Raw genomic sequence first — 14,925 nt, forward strand, 5'->3', positions numbered from 1 at the left:
TGTGCCGAGCAGTGGGGGACGGCTGCTCCGGCCGCTCCGACGGGACGTACCAGGTTCGACGAAATCGCGGGGGAGCGATGAGCACGACCGACGCCGGTGTCACGGCGATCACCCTGACCGAGGACGACCTCGGTCCGTACGTCACCCACGCGCCGACGCGCCACTGGCTGACCGGCCCCGGACTGCCGTCCGGCGGGGGCCTGTTGACGTTCGAGCCGTTGCGCACGGACGGGCTGCGCAGGCTGGCGGAGACCACGGACGGCCCGGCGGAGGACCTGCGGGACCGGCTGGTGATAGGCGCCCTGCTCCACCCCGTGGGCATGGACCCGGAGTCCCTCCTCCTCGACGGGGGCACGGGCGAGATCACGACCACGTACCTCTTCGACGCGGTGGACAGCCGCCCGTTCGCACCCTCGCTCGAGGCACTCGTGCGGTTCGCCGCCGTGACCGAGGAACTGACGGGCCTGCGCGGCGAGTTCGCCGCCTACGCGGGCCGTTACGGCACCAAGGCGGCCACCGAGGCGTCCCGCCGCCTCCTGGCCCTCTTCGAGGAGGGCGCGGGCGGCGAGGTCCCGCCGTACTGGAAGGCGGCCGCGCTGATCCGCCCCCTGGCCCTGGTCGCGGGCCCCGGCACGGACTGCGGCCTCGCCCTGGACCTCCCCGCCCGCCTGCTGGACCAGGAGTTCGGCCAGGGCCGGGTGGCCCGCTTCGAGGAGGTCGACTTCCCCGGCACGCTCACCCACGAACCGACGCGCCGCTTCCTGCGCGAGACCGGCCTGCCCGAGGACGCGGTCCTCTTCCACCTGGACACGGAGGTCCCCCTCCCCACGCTGACGGAGTACTTCGTCTCGGAGCGCGCCGACGACTACCCCCTGGAGCACCTCCCCGCCCACGCCGACCGCCTGATACGCCTCGGCCGTCTCGTCGAGGACAACAGCCTGGTGGTCGACGGCACGACGGGCGCGGTCCTGAACTTCAGCGAGCCGGAGGCGAGCCTGTACGCGTTGAACACGGACGTCTCCACCCTCGCCTTCACGCTCTGGCTCCTCCACCACGAGCGGACCATCGACGACCACCTGAACCACGAACTGACCACCGAGGCCTACGACCAGCTGGCCGCCGCCATGATCCACACCCTGGCATCCGTGGACCCGACCGGAACGACGACCGACGCCGACTGGCACTACTGGACGGAGCTGTTCCAGGACGAGGCGGGCGGCGTGCTCTGAGGCGCATCGCCGATGAATGCGGTGCTTTGCTCCGTTTGACGGATGTGAACCGCGAGAGAAGCATGGTGAGCGGGAGGGGGCAAGTCGGACAGCGCCTCACGGAGGTGATTCCCGTGCCCGCCAAACGGTTCGCGCCCATGCTGCTGACCTCGATCGTCCTCGCCACGGCCGTCTCGATGCCGGCGGCTGCGGCATCCCAGGCGTCGGACACCAGCAGGCCGACGACGGTGACCACGCCGGCCGGTTCCAGGGTGACGCCGCAACAGCCGTGCCGCCGCAACGACTCGCGTTGCTGGTACCGGGCAGGCTTCCGCGTGGGGCGCGCGGACGGCTTCACGGAGGCCCGGCGGAGCGACTGCGGCTACGCCGCCCGCTCGAACCGCGGCGGCCTCAACGCGTACTGGGTGCGCGGCTACCGCGACGGCTTCGACTTCGGCTGGTCGCAGATCTGCGGTTAGGGGATCTTCCGGGGCCGGGGCGGGGCGCGTTGTGGGGGCCGTGGCGGGATTCGGGCCCACGTGACTCCCCGCGAGCGGAGTTCGCTGATGGATGCGGCGCGGGCGAGTCCCTGAACCACTCGGGAGCTCGAACCGGTTGTGGAGGCCGTGGCGGGATTCGAACCCACGTAACTCGCTTTGCAGACTCATGGAGTAGCGGACCCTAGCTCTGTGACATCGGCGCAGCTTAGAGCGGTGGATGACGCTGGGCAACTCACACCCCATGCGCTGTAGCGAATGACCCAACACGCCCATCCCCGTACGTGGGCACACTCTGACGTGGGGGAATGGGCACGCTGAGACGAGCCGCAGAATGGACAGCACGAGAGAGGCTGGCCTGGCCTCATGGGACCCGACTGGGGGGATGCTCCCTTCCCCACTCACGCGCACATGCAATACGGCCATCCGGGTCTATCTCACGCCTCATGTCCCACACCAGCCGATGAGTGCTCGCCCGACTCACGCGCCCGCACGCGAGATTACCCCGCTGTACTCCTCACGCTAGGTCACCGGACACTCAGTCACCACATGGCCGTTCCACACCCGCCAACTGTGCTACTCACGAACTGTGCTACCGAAGTGTGCTACTCGCTCAACACAGGTCTACACGCACCATGTCTTGCAGGAATGTCTAACTGTGCTAGTCGTGCTACCTGTGCTACCGACAAGAGACTCAAAGACGAGAAGTGTCCCGCCTGGGCAATTACCAAGAGTGAGCCTTGAAACAGACATAAGTGCGCCTAAAGAGAGAGAATATAATAAAACAGACATCCCCCCTTTATTTATATATAGGCACGGCTAACACGCTTCTCGTTCTGTCTCGACTCACTAGCACAGGTAGCACAGGTAGCACACTTGACGTTTCCGCAGATGAGGACGTGTTTTAGCAGTGCTACCGAGCTAGCACACCTCACTAGCACAGTTCGAGCTGACCGGCCGCGCGCCATCCTCAATGTCCATTTGCGCACGGCCACGCACACACCCGCGCGAGTAGGACCGCGCTCACCGACAAGCCAGCCTGCCGAACTGTGACCGGCGCCACACAAGCCTCTGACCTGGTCTTTCTCGACCCCGCGCTACGGATGGCGGCTGCCATCCTAACGCGGGCAATAACTAGCCACCATCACCTGATCCGGTCCATCGTTCTGCCATGACTTCCAACACGAGCACCACGCCGACCGATAACCCGTTTCTCGACCTCATGGAGTGGCGAGAGCACAGAAGCGCTGAGAGCACGTTTGGGCGCCTCTCTGTCGTCATGAGTCGAGTCATGCACACTCTGCCTGTCTGGCGCCTCACGCGTCGATTCTGAGCGCCTACCGCACACGCACGCTCGATACGCGCGCTCTCGCGTGCGCGTCGATACGACGGCTAAGCCGCGCTCATGGAATGCCCCACATCAATGGCTGGTGTGGGGCTTCTCTATGTCGTGGAAGTCGATTGTAACGATTTGCCGACATCTTCAAACCGCCTGTGGTAATGCACCCACGCACCATTAGTTAGTCGGAATCTGAGGCTGTCATGATCGATGCACGAGAGCAGAACTCGACGGGTTAGGGAACAAGGATGGCTGAGGAAAAGAAGGGGCGGCGGGCTTATTCCAGCCACGCGGAATGCGGTCACGCGGACACCCAGGCAGCGAGGAAGAGGTGCCGTCATCTCCGCGAACACGCGGACTGTGACCATGGCTCCTCTGCACCGGAGTTGAGGGCGTGTACCAGGCAGCGGAACCAGATCGAGAAGGTGTCCGTGGACGTTCTGATCAGCGCTCTGACCTGACCCGCGACAAATGAGAAACGCCCCCGTGTGACGACAGGGGCGCTCTCGGAACCACTTCAGATTCACTTAGGAAGGCAATACCGTGAATCGTATCGCATTCTTTGCGGGACTCTACCCCGCAAAGACCCAACTTCTCGTGGTCACCGCTGAGCGAGGCCCCAAGACGAGGGAGCACCCGAAGGGCAGTTTCACCGCCAATAGCGCGGAGCTGGTAGCAGCCGGTGAACTCGATGGGCGGGTGTGGGACGAGGGACTGGAGGTCTTCTTTGCTCCCATGCCGATGCGGCGGGTACCGCCCAACTTCATGCCTCGGAGTGTGGACGCGTCGTCTCGTGGCCGCGTGGTCTGGTGTGACGCCGACGGCGGGCTTATGCCCAACACCTACAAGTGGCTCGCCGACGACATAGGCGCCAGCCTCGTGGAATCGGGCGGCGTCACCAAGGACGGCAGGCCCAAGTGCCACGTGTACATCAAGCTGGACCGTTCCACGCCCGACTTCCAGATCGAGGCGCTGAACAAGGCCCTGGCCAAGAAGATCGACCAGCTCAACGGCTTCAAGGGCGCGGACCCGAGTAAGTGCCACCGGGCCTCTCTGCTCCGCGTGCCTGGCACGATCAACCACAAGCACCGTGACGAGTGCCCGATGGGTTGCTACGACGGCCACGAGGGCGTGACCGCATGAGGGCGCCCGTCACGACAGAGCGCGCGTCATCGCGCGACTGGAGCGCCCCTGAGCTTGCCTCAGCGCTCGGTACGGAGCTTCCCGACACTGACACGCGCTCTCGTGCTGAGTGTGCGTCTATCGAGCCCGTAGAGCCTCCCAAGGGGCACAACTGGCGCGCTCGCCAGGCGGTGCGCACGGTGGATGGTCAGGTCATGGAAGCGGGCGGGCCGAGCAAGGTGGACCGCAGCGAGCGACTGTGGGGCCTGTATCTCGACTTGGCCAAGGCGGGTGTGTCTGAGGGTGGTCACATCCTCTGGTACGCCCAGAGCTCCAAGTACCTAGGCGACCGTGCCACTGGCAAGGACGTTGCGCGGTTCCTCGCCAGCCAAGCATACGAGGACGCGAAGGCAGGCGGCCGAACGGCGAGCACCAAGGCGGGTGTGGAACAGCCCGAGGACGTACCACACCAGCCCTCGCACCGGATGCGCGACGAGGACATGCCGGAGGGCTGGAGCCCCGCCGACGAGGACCCGGACAACGACGTTGAGCCGCTGCGCCAGAGTGCCGGCGAGCCCGACGACGAGCCGGTGTTGGTGGAGGTAGACAAGCCCGTTCCGCTCACGTTCCAGCGGGCGCCTGAGTTCCCCGTCCACGTGTTGCCCGGACAGCTCCGCGCCTACGTGGAAGCGGTAGCGAGGGCGTACCAGCAGACGCCCGACCTGGCTTTCGCTACGGCTCTGTTCAACATCTCCGTGGCCACTCGTCGGGCATACAAGGCTTTCAAGTTCAACGTGCCGATGGGCGCGGAAGACTGGTCGGAATCACTGGCCATCTGGGTCCTCGTGCTTCTCGACTCCGGAGAGCGCAAGACCCCCGTGGTGAACCTGATCAGTAAGCCGCTGGACAAGTGGGAAGCGCGGATTCAGGAGGAGTTCAGGAACACCCTGGAAGCGCGGAGCATCGCGGGTGCCAAGGCCGCGAAGACGCTCAAGATGGCCTTGGACGGAAAGTCGACCAGCTACACCCTGCCTGAGAATCCCGCCGACTGGTCCGACGCGGATCACCTGTGGATCGAAGATCTCCGGGCGCTGGAGAACGAGGCCAAGAAGCCTGAACCGCTGGTCTTCTGTGACAACAGCACGCCCGAAGCGGTGATGTGGGACCTCGCCAACAACAACGGCGTCCTTGCCATCAAGGACGATGAGAGCACCTACTTCCGCAACGTGGGTGGACGCTACGCCAACGGCAGTGCCGAGACCGGCCCCATCAACAAGGCGTATGAGGAGGGCAGTTTTAAGGTCCAGCGGCGAGGCGCAGGCGCGTCCTATCAGGTGCGGTACGCATACCTGCCCACGCTCGTTGCGTCCCAGCCCGAGACGTGCGCCGCCATCTTCTCCAAGTCGCAAGCGGACATGGTCGCCTCTGGTTTCCTGTGGCGATTCCTCATTGCCATGCCGCCCAGCATGGATGAGCGGGACGACTACAACCCCCACAGTCGAGAGACGGTCCCGAAGCCTCTCCAAGCGTGGTGGGAGAAGTCCATCATGGACGTTCTAACTGAGGCGGAGAAGGTCAAGTCACGCGGAAGGCGTCAGGCTATCCGCCCGGTCGATGAGAAGGCTGTCCACGCGTTCGAGGTATGGGACGGCGAGATCAAGCGTCTCCGGAGGCACCCCGACTATCGCCACGCTAAGGGGGCTTTCAACAAGCTGGCGGGTAACACACTCAAGATTGCCGCCAACCTGACTGTGTTCCAGGGTGAGAAGAAGATCAGCCTGGAAACGATGGAAACGGCTATCGAGATCGGTAGGTACTACGCCGAGCAGGCCCGTATTACGGCCGCGTATCTCCTGTCCCACCGAGACACCAAGTCCGCCGCGCCGCCCACTCCCCACGAGGAAGCCGAACTCACGACCAAGGTCGTTGAGTTTGTGACGGCCAAGAGTTCCCCGCTTCGCTCCCTGGACATGTTCAGCCAAGCCGAGCTGTACAAGAAGGTTCGGAACACGCTCCCCGCTCAGTATCGCGGTGGCGGCGGAGCGGCACTGTTCTACCAGCACTTCTGGCACCACCTCATAAACCAAGACGTGATCGTGGTCGCAGAGGAAACGGCACGAACCACCAAGTACAGGCTCAACGACTAAGTACCACACCCACCACTGTGAACCGAGGGAGGAATAGGAACTATGACCAGTGCAGAACCCAGAGCACCAGAAGTCCAAGTGTCCCAAGTGCAAGGCTGAGCGCGGCGAGCCCTGCCGTAAGAGGAACGGGCAGATCGCCGCCAAGGTCCATTACGGCCGCCCTCACTGGTCGGCTCGTGTCGGCGTCCACCCCGACGACTGGAAGAAGTGACATGGAACAGAACCCGTCCGAGATTCTGCGGCGCCTGGAACAGAAGCTGGACCGCCATCTCACGCGGCCCCAGCAGTAACACCGATGGATTGGCGCTAGAGCCCGCACCCGCATAACGGGCTCTAGCGTCGACCGCGACAACGAACATGAGAAAGGTTGGTGTGGTAGATGAGCTACCGGGACTATGACTTTGTCGAGACCAAATCCATTCCGGGTTGCACGCCACTGACCGTCGCCATCAACGCCGACTTCCACGGGTCGGACGACAACGGTATCCGTACCAAACTGATCTTCTCCCCCGGGGACGGGGACCTTGAGGTCAAGCGGTCGGATGGCGAGGTGGGGATTACCCTCCGGGGCGTCATTGAGCGAGGCCAGTTGGTAACCGCTCTGCGCTGGATGGCTGACCGTCTGGACACCATCTGACGCTCGCTCTCGTCGCGTGCTCAGCGCGTAGCGCTCTCGATAGCTCCAAACGCGTCAGAATCGCGCCTCTAGGGCTCTCTCACGTCTCGTGCGTCTCTCTGTGTCGGCGACGACGTGAAAACGCCGTACGCGCGATTCTGAGCGCTCGCCGACGCAGACACCAAAGAGCCCCCGGAGTACACCGTCTCCAGGGGCTCAGTGGTGTTCGGGTGCAGTGAACAAGCGAACATCGAGACGCTACACGAGCGCTAAGCCACGTTCCAAGGAAGTCACTTGGGCAGAGCGTTGATCCTGCCCTTATCCACGAGGTATTGGAGAGCCGCGTCTACCTTCTCGCGTGATACGCCGGGATATTGGCGGTACAGCCATTCCCGTGTGAACACGTACTGGCGGTCGCGGTTCTCTCGCATCCGCCTATAGATCCAGCCCGACAACACGGGAACGGTCAGCCTTCCCTTGCCGCCCCATTGGTCTCTCTTGGCCTTGATCTCCTCGGGCGTGAGCTGAGGCTTAGGCGGCCTGGGCTCTCGCTTGAGCTTGGGTGCTGGCTTCGGCTGCACCGACTTGAGCATCTGGGCGATAGAGGGAGCGCGCTCCATCGTTCCTGGGATGTAATGGCCGTCGCGGCACTTGCGCCGTTCCGTCCGGGTGTCCGGGTGGACGCAGTTGTCATGGAGGCTGGGTCGTGCCTTACGTGCCTGGGCTTTACGGCACTTGGCCCGCTCATTAGCGGTCTTCGGGTGGGTGCAGTCGGCATGTGAAGTCACGCGGGCTCCTCACTACCCGATACCGTCACCTTGACGGGGATGTCCAGCCGCTCGATCTTGCCTTGGATCACGAGGAGTTCCAGGGCGTCTTCCACGAGGTCGCGGTAGTTGGCCAGGAGGTGGGGATAGTGAGAGCGGACCCACTCGTAGGTAAAGCGGTAATAGCCCTTGTGCCTACGGTCGTTCTTCATCCTGACGTGGATGTAATGGGCCAGCGCATAGACCGTGGGGCCCATCCCCATGCGGTACTTCTTCCGCCACCCGTAATGCTTACCCTCGGCCTCCAGTCGCTCCCGCGACTTCTTCCGCCTGGCCGCCTGACGCTCCCTAATCCCTTCCATCGGGTCGTATTCGCCGACCTCCAGTGAAGGGTCGATGGCCTCGCACGCTTCAACCTGGTTAAGCCACCGCTCGGTGTCTGCCAGCTCGGCTATCTCATCCGCCTTGGCGGTTGCCTTACGACACTTTGCACGCTCGGCCTTGGTGTCCTCGTGCGGGCAGTGGCTGTGAGCCCGCACCTTCGGCGGCCTTGTTGGGGTAGGTCGCTTTGCTCGTTCCTCGCGCCGCTTCTCCCGTGCCTTCCTCGCTCGCCGTTCCCGCCTTGCTTGCCTCTCTTCTTCAGTGAGGCGTGGGCCAGGATTACCGATCGGCTTGGGAGTGCGGTCGGCGAGGGCGGCGGCGGTGACTTCCACACCAGCCAGCGACCACCACAGGTACTTGCCCCGACGTGTGCTCGTGATGCGGCCCTCCCTATCGAGAGCCGTCAGGTAGCGCCGTGTCTGGTGACCATCGCCGTTGAAGAACTCCCGCCCAATATCGGCAGAATGGACGGCTTCCCGGTCGGCAATGAAGTCCACGATCCGAGGCTTTAGCTCGGGCTTATGGAGAACTCTCCGGGTCGCTACGTAATGGGCACTCTTGGGCATGGCTCACCTCCCGCGGTCGGTTCAGACAGCAGAAACGGGCTGGTGTGGAAGGGAGAAGGGAATCAAGAACCTCCCACACCAGCCCGTCTGTTCCCGGCCTACCCAAGGAGAATGTGAGGGACCGGGAAGTAGGTGGCTGGTGTGGGACGTGAGCCCTCCAGGACAGACCACGTACCACACCAGCCGGTCTGTGTGTCAGGCCGCCGAGGCGATCGCCGACTTCACGCGGGTGACCACGACGCCCGCCGGGTCGTTCGTGCCGGGGCTGGTCGGGTCGAGAACGACGCTGTCCGGGCCGGTCGCGGTGGACGCGCTCAGCTTGGTACGGCCGGTGTTGTAGAGGTCCAGGAAGACGGCCCGCCGACGGGCAGTGCCCAGCGCCATCAGGGAGTTGAAGTCCTGGAGGTTCATCGTGATGTTGGCCATTGCGGGGCCTACCTTTCTACTACGGGCGGTTGCCCGGTTCTACGCGGTTACGTGGCCGATGCAGTCGGCCGGCTGTTGGGTCAGGCGCTGGCTCGCTCGCTACGGAGCGCGGCCAGGATCGAGGCTTCGAGCTTGGACAGGGTCCGCTCACGGCGCTCCGTGGTCGCGGCCTTGATGCGCTCCCGCAGGGCGGGCGTGGAGTTCGCCTCCATCTCCGCGCGGTTGTTCGCCGTCATCGCCTCGTAGACGGCGCGGCGCTCGGCCTGCTCCGAACGGCGCTGAGCGGCCATCTGGAGCTCCATGCGCGCGGTGCCTTCGGGATGATGCACACCCTGTGCGCGGAGCTCCTGAGCGCGCCTACGGACGGTCCGCTCGTACTCGGCCTGGCCCTGTCGGTTGGCTTCGTGGACGTGGCTGTAGTCGTCCGCGCCGCGAGCCTGGCGCAGGAGCTTGACGCTGGTGGAGTCCGGCATCTCGTCCAGGTCCCGCGTCTCGGCGGGACGGTTGCCCCGCATCATGGTCATGAGCCGGGCGGCCATGTCGTCGGTCACGATTCCTCCTCGGGTATTTCAGAGCGGGCGGCCTTGAGTTCGGCCACAAGGGCCTTGATCTGCTGGGTCTCTTCGGGCGTGAGGTGAATGGTTACGGTGCCGTCGTCGTTCATGACGGCTTTGCCAGTGGCGAGCAACTGATCCAGCCACTCAGCGACCACAGCAGGATTGAGAACCACCTTGGCCATTACTCGACCTCCTCGAAGGCAGGCCGGAACGTGTCGGGCACATCTCCCACACGCCCCCGAGCGAGTAGCGCCGCTAGTCCCGTGTCCACTTCCGTGGATTGCTTGCCGAACTTCCGTCCGTACTCAGCAATGGGCATCGGCTTGACCTTGCACGGCCATGAGAGGAATTCCCTCCGGAACTCCTCGTACGGCAATTCGCTTCCCGTGACCATGTAGAGCTGGTTGGTCAGGTGGGAAAGCTCCGAGTCCAGGGCCTCACCAGGAGTGGTGAACCACTTACCGCTCTCAGTCTTGTGGCCCCAGATGGACGGATTGGGAATCCGATACTTCGGACACCCCTCATGGTGGGTGTGGCAGTACGGAATGCCCATCTCGGCACGCCGTCGAGCCTCGCTCATTGAACGGAGAGGAGACATCAGCCCTCCACCTCCCCATTCCAGACACCCTCGGTGCTGAACACCTTCTCCATCTCAAGGACAACCTTGGACGGGACTTCCAGGCCCAGGAGCTTGGAAAGCCTCGTGTTCGCATCCAGGATGGTTCGGATGCAGGCGTTACGCTCGGCCACGGTCTCCGCATTGGCCAGGTTCTCGTGAGCCTCACGGACCATGTCCAGAATCGAGGACTCACGGTCTGCCCTGAGGGCGTCCGCCGTCTCAGCGGGCAGATTCCGCCTGGCTCGTGCAATGCGGCGTTCCACCGCGTCCTTAGTGAGACCCAGTGAGCGAGCGATGGCGACAAGGGAATGCCCACTCTTATGGAGGGCGTAGACCTCTTCGGCCTGCGCGTCCAGTTCGGCCGCATTCAGAGTGCCAGCACCCAGCGGGGCATCCGGCTTTCGTGGTTTGGGGTTACTCTTACCCACTACTTCTCCTCCTCTCGGCCAATCGCTGAACAGTTGGTTTCAGCTCTGTAATCGTCGCATAGCACGATTCAAACGGCAAGGCAAGTCAGGCGGGTTATATACGCGGGTCTAACCGCAGATTCACGGATATCGTGGGTCTATGACGAACCGATATGTGGATGCCTTTACCCGCTGGGTGGATAACGTGGACATCTCTGGTGGGCCTAATGCCTGCTGGCCCTGGAAAGGCCATCGCACGAAGAAGGGTTATGGCGTCTTCCAGGTGGGCGGCAAGAAAGTCCGTTCTCATCGGTGGTTCGCGGAACGGATCATCGAATCCGAGCTAGAGCCGGATCTTTTCGTGTGCCATACCTGCGACTTTCCCCCGTGCCAGAACCCACGGCACTGGTTCATCGGCGACGCGGGAGACAACAACCGCGACAAGGCAGCGAAGGGCAGGCATCCGGGCGGCTGGCACGGCAACCAGTACACGGGCCCTCTCAGGCGTTCCACACCACCCTGACCTGCCGAGACGTGCTCGCCGGCATAGCGCCGAAGCTCTGAGAGCGCGTCTAAAGAGATCGGTTGTCGTCGTTGATGTCAGACACTCGACACGCACTCTCACCGCCCGAGAGGCGTCAAAGAATCGCGTTTGGAGCTATGCACGCTCGATACGTACGACGCACAGACGTGAAGACGACGCGAATACGCGACCACGAGAAAGGGCCCTGACGCTCGATGCGTCGGGCCCTTCTCTGCTGGGTGTGGAACGTGTTACTTGGTCTCGTCGGCCTTCGGCGCGGCGGCCTTGATCTCGGCGACGGTCTTACGGACGGGCGACGTGGCAGCCTTCTTGGCAGCCGTGGCGCGGACGGGCGACTTCTTGGCAGGCGCGGCCTTCGCGGGAGCGGCAGGCTTCGCGGTGGGCGACTTCTTCGCCGGAGCCTTCGCGGTACCGGCCTTCGGCGCGGTGCTCTTGCTGGCGGCGGGCGCAGGCTCAGCAGCGGCGCGGAGAGCCTTACGGCAAGCTGCCCTGCCAGCCTTGGTCTTGGGGTGGGCGCAGTTGCTGTGGTCGAAGTGCGAGCGGGTCATGTCGGGCTCCTCGGTGGGTCGTTGTCGTGCTGACAGGACGACTCTCTCGGACTATGCGAGCCAACCCAAGGGGTGTCTTTGTAACAGCCAACCAGCGCTCAGATAACGGGCAGCCATGGAGTAACTGAGCGTCTAGGAGGGTGCGGAGAAAACTACTCGGCGTCCCTACGGAACACGCTTGCTCGCGTCCTAGCGTCGCTCTCGTAAGTCCAACTCAACAGAGAGCGAGGAACCACGCAATGAGCGTGAGCCTAAAGCGGGTGCTCTGCACCGCGTGCGGGAAGAACCCCGCGCAGTGGAATGGGAGCATCGAGGAAGACCCGCTGTGTTTCCCGTGCGTCCAGCGTCGTTGCTGGGAAGCGGCAGACGAGACGTTCCGCAATGAGACCACGCGCCTGTGCGAGGTCACGATGGGACGTCACCACTGGGCGACCGTGGAAAGTCTGTTCTCCGCGAACGGGGCTATCCACCACGTGAAGTTCACCGCGTGCCGTGAATGTGGTGAGCGCCCGTGAGTCGAGACACGAGGGACTTCCTGAGAATCGCCGTCCCGCTGTGTGTGGCAGAGTTCGTCGTCGTCTTTACCCTTCTCGGGTGGGACGGAACCAAGGCACTGTTCCACACCGCCCTGTCACTCTTCCTGTGACGTGAGCGCCCGCACATAGAAGAGAGCCCCTGGCTAAGGTAAGTAGCCAGGGGCTCTCGCATGGAGAGGGTAGCGGGTCGCGCTACTCCGTGTCGGCGTCTGAGTCGTCCTGTGCGGCGGTGTCACCCTCGTACGGCGGGATGCGTCCCGCTCGGCTCTCGCAGACGCGTAGAACGTCCGTCAGGCTCTCGCACAAGCGCCGTGCGATCCAGCGGAGTTCATCAGCCCCGAGGTTCGCTGTGTCCTCGACCATCGGCTTGGCGAGACCCAGGATCACAGCAGCCGTCTCCGTCTGCTGGTTCTCGACGGTATCGGCGAGGCGGGACAGGTACGTCTCCGTGTTGTGGGTCGAGAGGTACGCGGGCTTGTCGTTCTCAGTCCACGGCAGGAGACGGAGATGCGAGGAACGAGACCGGATCGGTGTGTTCTCGGGCTGGGTGCTCATGCCGTCACTCCGTGGAAGTCGATGCCGAGGGTTGCGAGGGTGGCGGCGGTTCGCCGGTCCATCTGTCGTCGCCGCTCCTGCTCCCGTTCCCAGGCGATGAGGTACGGGCGGATGAGCGGGGTGTCCTCGCCGCGCAGATAAGCGGGCGGACGAGGTGAGCGGGTGGGACGTTCCACACCCACCAAGCTCCGTGAGCTGGTGACCGCTGAGCGCGAGATGATCAGCCGCTGTGTCGGCGTGTCCGTGGGGGTGTGCTCTGTCGGCACAGCCTGCGGGGCGGCTCGTCGCTTGCCGGTCGATGGCATGAGCCACGAGAGGATGAGGGCCAGTAGAGTTCGCACGTCGGTCACTCCTTGGGTGATCGGCCATGCCCCCGGACAGTTCGCCCTGTCGCGGGGGTCCTTCCATGTCCACCCCGAGGGGTGGGAGTGGTCTTCTGTTGTGTCCTGCGTCACGAGCTTACGCGCTATCGCGAAACCGCACTACCGCACTAGCGCGATAGCTGGATGACGCGTAACCGCGCAGGCTGAGGGTATGGACCTTGATCGCTCCGTTCCCGTCTGGCCCCAGGTAGCGGCCGAACTGAGGCGTCGGCTCGACGCGGGGAAGTGGAAGGCTGGCGAGCGGTTCCCCGGCACGGTGGACATCGCCGCCGAGTTCGACGTGAGCCAGTCCACCGCACAGAAGGCGGTGGCCGCTCTCAGGGCAGAGGGACGGCTGTACACGATCCTGGGTCAAGGCTCGTTCGTGAAGGGCGAGGAATAGCGAGGCTGAGCGGACGACTGGCGGGGTGGTGTGGAACATGGGTCAGTACCTGTCGCCGAGCTGGTGCACGGCGTCCACCGCTCGCTGAGAGGCCATGTCCGCGCCGTAGCGGCGCAGCATCGAGGCCGAGGACCACCCTCGGATCGCCATGACGTTCTCGCCGGACACGCCCGCGTCTAGTAGGTCGTGGCACCACGTGTGACAGAACGAGTGGGGCGACACGTCGGCGGAGTCGTACCCAGCCTGTTCCGTACGCCGCTTCACGATCCAGTACAGGCCCTTGTACGCGAGGCGTCCGCGTCCTCTCGTGCCCAGCCACAGCCACGCGGAGTCTTTGTGGCCAGCGGTGGCCCGTGGGTGTGATTGCCGAACGCGGATGTACCGCTGGAGAGCCTTGACCGTGGACGGTTGTAGCGGGATAGGCCGCGCGTCCACGGAGTTGCGCTGTCCCTTGAGCGGCACGACCAGGAGTGTGGCGTTGGGGAGGTCGATGTCTTGGACCTGGAGGTTCAGGATCTCCTCTGCCCTCAGCCCCTCGGTCAGTACGCGGGTGAGTGCGTGGTCTCGCGTGGCCTCAAAGTCTCGTCGGCCTGGTCCCCATGCGGTGAGGTTGAGGACGTCCTGGACGAACTCTTCCGAGAGGGTCTTGGGCTTACCCAGGGCGGGAGCGGAGTACCGATGGAAGCGCGGGTCTAGGTACGGGTTGGGGTGCCCGTACTCGTCGGCGAGGTAGAGGAACAGCGGCCTGATGTTCCGCTGAGCCGTATTGACCCCACCCGTATACCCACCCTTCCCGTCCTGGCTCTTTGGAACGTCCCTGGTCTCGTACCACCAGCGGAAGAACGCGTTGGCTGTCGAGACATCCACGTCGGTGAACGACTCAACTACCACACCCACCGCGTTGACGTGCTGTGCCCGTCCGATCCAGGCAGAGAGTGCCTTGGCCGCGTTCACGTAGGCGTTGATGGTCTTCCGCTGGAATGGCCGTCCGTGCTTGTTCGTGGTTGTGCTCAGGTGCAAGTCAAGCTCTGCCAGCAGTGCATTACGCACGTCCTCAGGCGTCCTGAGAGACGCTACGGACGAGGCAGAGCGTGTCTGTGCGCTCTCATGCTCTGTCGGCGCAGACGTGCGCCTAGCGCTACGTAGGGCGCTCTTGCGTGCACGCTCGTGCTGCCCGCTGGGTGTGGAACGTGCGTGTTCCGGCTGTGCCATGTGCTCTCGTGGCTCCTCTGAGAGGGCGGTATGTGACGTAGTGTCGCGTTTGTTGTCGCTGGAACGTGTGGCACAGGCATATCGGGGCTGATCGGGGAGTCCTGCCGTGCTGG

General features: G+C 63.9%; 19 protein-coding genes. 8 read left to right on the forward strand and 11 right to left on the reverse strand.

The features are described 5' to 3' along the window. Positions 1-77 precede the first annotated feature (77 nt). From ABZX30_RS29825 to ABZX30_RS29850, 6 genes are all read left to right on the forward strand, one after another. Positions 78-1,229: an SUKH-4 family immunity protein gene (locus ABZX30_RS29825; RefSeq protein WP_355938824.1), complete on the forward strand. Its 1,152-nt coding sequence runs from the start codon at positions 78-80 to the stop codon at positions 1,227-1,229. Positions 1,230-1,342: 113 nt separating this feature from the next. Continuing rightward, positions 1,343-1,687 (forward strand): hypothetical protein, encoded by a 345-nt coding sequence (locus ABZX30_RS29830; protein WP_355938826.1) that lies wholly within the window; start codon positions 1,343-1,345, stop codon positions 1,685-1,687. 2,158 nt (positions 1,688-3,845) lie between these two features. Beyond that, positions 3,846-4,187 (forward strand): hypothetical protein, encoded by a 342-nt coding sequence (locus ABZX30_RS29835; RefSeq protein WP_355938828.1) that lies wholly within the window; start codon positions 3,846-3,848, stop codon positions 4,185-4,187. 194 nt (positions 4,188-4,381) lie between these two features. Further along, complete coding sequence (locus ABZX30_RS29840; RefSeq protein ID WP_355938830.1) at positions 4,382-6,313, forward strand: DUF3987 domain-containing protein; 1,932 nt, start codon at positions 4,382-4,384, stop codon at positions 6,311-6,313. A gap of 49 nt (positions 6,314-6,362) precedes the next feature. Continuing rightward, positions 6,363-6,524, forward strand: a complete 162-nt coding sequence (locus ABZX30_RS29845; protein WP_355938832.1) for a hypothetical protein — start codon at positions 6,363-6,365, stop codon at positions 6,522-6,524. A 168-nt stretch (positions 6,525-6,692) separates the two neighbouring features. Continuing rightward, complete coding sequence (locus ABZX30_RS29850; RefSeq protein WP_355938833.1) at positions 6,693-6,950, forward strand: hypothetical protein; 258 nt, start codon at positions 6,693-6,695, stop codon at positions 6,948-6,950. Between the two features lie 269 nt (positions 6,951-7,219). On the opposite strand, the gene ABZX30_RS29855 is transcribed toward ABZX30_RS29850, so the two are convergent. From ABZX30_RS29855 to ABZX30_RS29885, 7 genes are all read right to left on the reverse strand, one after another. Beyond that, a complete protein-coding gene (locus ABZX30_RS29855; RefSeq protein ID WP_355938835.1) occupies positions 7,220-7,549 on the reverse strand; it encodes a hypothetical protein in 330 nt (109 codons plus the stop codon). 164 nt (positions 7,550-7,713) lie between these two features. Continuing rightward, complete coding sequence (locus tag ABZX30_RS29860; protein WP_355938837.1) at positions 7,714-8,643, reverse strand: hypothetical protein; 930 nt, start codon at positions 8,641-8,643, stop codon at positions 7,714-7,716. Between the two features lie 195 nt (positions 8,644-8,838). Then, positions 8,839-9,069 carry a hypothetical protein gene (locus ABZX30_RS29865; protein WP_355938839.1) on the reverse strand — a complete coding sequence of 77 codons (231 nt, stop codon included), beginning with the start codon at positions 9,067-9,069 and terminating at the stop codon, positions 8,839-8,841. Positions 9,070-9,149: 80 nt separating this feature from the next. Further along, positions 9,150-9,620 (reverse strand): hypothetical protein, encoded by a 471-nt coding sequence (locus tag ABZX30_RS29870; RefSeq protein WP_355938841.1) that lies wholly within the window; start codon positions 9,618-9,620, stop codon positions 9,150-9,152. Next, positions 9,617-9,808, reverse strand: coding sequence for a hypothetical protein (locus ABZX30_RS29875; protein WP_355938843.1), 192 nt, complete (start codon positions 9,806-9,808; stop codon positions 9,617-9,619). The genes ABZX30_RS29870 and ABZX30_RS29875 overlap by 4 nt, the downstream gene beginning before the upstream one ends. Then, the gene (locus tag ABZX30_RS29880) at positions 9,808-10,206 is read right to left on the reverse strand and encodes a hypothetical protein (protein WP_355938844.1); all 399 of its coding nucleotides are present in this window, start codon (positions 10,204-10,206) and stop codon (positions 9,808-9,810) included. Before ABZX30_RS29880 ends, ABZX30_RS29875 begins: the two co-directional genes overlap by 1 nt. A 17-nt stretch (positions 10,207-10,223) precedes the next feature. Next, positions 10,224-10,673 carry a hypothetical protein gene (locus ABZX30_RS29885; protein WP_355938846.1) on the reverse strand — a complete coding sequence of 150 codons (450 nt, stop codon included), beginning with the start codon at positions 10,671-10,673 and terminating at the stop codon, positions 10,224-10,226. Between the two features lie 139 nt (positions 10,674-10,812). Here ABZX30_RS29885 and ABZX30_RS29890 point away from each other — a divergent pair, with 139 nt between their 5' ends. Beyond that, complete coding sequence (locus tag ABZX30_RS29890) at positions 10,813-11,175, forward strand: hypothetical protein (RefSeq protein WP_355938847.1); 363 nt, start codon at positions 10,813-10,815, stop codon at positions 11,173-11,175. Positions 11,176-11,426: 251 nt separating this feature from the next. Here ABZX30_RS29890 and ABZX30_RS29895 read toward each other — a convergent pair whose 3' ends face one another. The 3 genes from ABZX30_RS29895 to ABZX30_RS29905 form a co-directional block, all read right to left on the reverse strand. After that, a complete protein-coding gene (locus ABZX30_RS29895; RefSeq protein WP_355938849.1) occupies positions 11,427-11,744 on the reverse strand; it encodes a hypothetical protein in 318 nt (105 codons plus the stop codon). A 728-nt stretch (positions 11,745-12,472) separates the two neighbouring features. Further along, positions 12,473-12,835, reverse strand: a complete 363-nt coding sequence (locus tag ABZX30_RS29900) for a hypothetical protein (RefSeq protein ID WP_355938851.1) — start codon at positions 12,833-12,835, stop codon at positions 12,473-12,475. Next, entirely contained in the window at positions 12,832-13,011 is a 180-nt protein-coding gene (locus ABZX30_RS29905; RefSeq protein ID WP_355938853.1) for a hypothetical protein, read from the reverse strand. The genes ABZX30_RS29900 and ABZX30_RS29905 overlap by 4 nt, the downstream gene beginning before the upstream one ends. Positions 13,012-13,369: 358 nt before the next feature. Here ABZX30_RS29905 and ABZX30_RS29910 point away from each other — a divergent pair, with 358 nt between their 5' ends. Continuing rightward, positions 13,370-13,600, forward strand: coding sequence for a winged helix-turn-helix domain-containing protein (locus ABZX30_RS29910; protein ID WP_355938855.1), 231 nt, complete (start codon positions 13,370-13,372; stop codon positions 13,598-13,600). A 42-nt stretch (positions 13,601-13,642) separates the two neighbouring features. Here ABZX30_RS29910 and ABZX30_RS29915 read toward each other — a convergent pair whose 3' ends face one another. Next, positions 13,643-14,650, reverse strand: coding sequence for a site-specific integrase (locus ABZX30_RS29915; protein ID WP_355938856.1), 1,008 nt, complete (start codon positions 14,648-14,650; stop codon positions 13,643-13,645). Positions 14,651-14,925 lie beyond the last annotated feature (275 nt).

It is taken from the genome of Streptomyces sp. NPDC004542, from assembly GCF_040610035.1.
In the GTDB taxonomy this organism is placed as follows: Bacteria; Actinomycetota; Actinomycetes; order Streptomycetales; family Streptomycetaceae; genus Streptomyces.

Excerpts from the sequence above, each read along its gene's own strand:
- ABZX30_RS29850 (WP_355938833.1), top strand. The coding sequence starts at position 6,693 with ATGAGCTACCGGGACTATGACTTTGTCGAGACCAAATCCATTCCGGGT.
- ABZX30_RS29860 (WP_355938837.1), bottom strand. The coding sequence starts at position 8,643 with ATGCCCAAGAGTGCCCATTACGTAGCGACCCGGAGAGTTCTCCATAAG.
- ABZX30_RS29865 (WP_355938839.1), bottom strand. The coding sequence starts at position 9,069 with ATGGCCAACATCACGATGAACCTCCAGGACTTCAACTCCCTGATGGCG.
- ABZX30_RS29825 (WP_355938824.1), top strand. The coding sequence starts at position 78 with ATGAGCACGACCGACGCCGGTGTCACGGCGATCACCCTGACCGAGGAC.
- ABZX30_RS29910 (WP_355938855.1), top strand. The coding sequence starts at position 13,370 with ATGGACCTTGATCGCTCCGTTCCCGTCTGGCCCCAGGTAGCGGCCGAA.
- ABZX30_RS29855 (WP_355938835.1), bottom strand. The coding sequence starts at position 7,549 with ATGGAGCGCGCTCCCTCTATCGCCCAGATGCTCAAGTCGGTGCAGCCG.
- ABZX30_RS29895 (WP_355938849.1), bottom strand. The coding sequence starts at position 11,744 with ATGACCCGCTCGCACTTCGACCACAGCAACTGCGCCCACCCCAAGACC.
- ABZX30_RS29875 (WP_355938843.1), bottom strand. The coding sequence starts at position 9,808 with ATGGCCAAGGTGGTTCTCAATCCTGCTGTGGTCGCTGAGTGGCTGGAT.
- ABZX30_RS29880 (WP_355938844.1), bottom strand. The coding sequence starts at position 10,206 with ATGAGCGAGGCTCGACGGCGTGCCGAGATGGGCATTCCGTACTGCCAC.
- ABZX30_RS29840 (WP_355938830.1), top strand. The coding sequence starts at position 4,382 with ATGGAAGCGGGCGGGCCGAGCAAGGTGGACCGCAGCGAGCGACTGTGG.
- ABZX30_RS29890 (WP_355938847.1), top strand. The coding sequence starts at position 10,813 with ATGACGAACCGATATGTGGATGCCTTTACCCGCTGGGTGGATAACGTG.
- ABZX30_RS29900 (WP_355938851.1), bottom strand. The coding sequence starts at position 12,835 with ATGAGCACCCAGCCCGAGAACACACCGATCCGGTCTCGTTCCTCGCAT.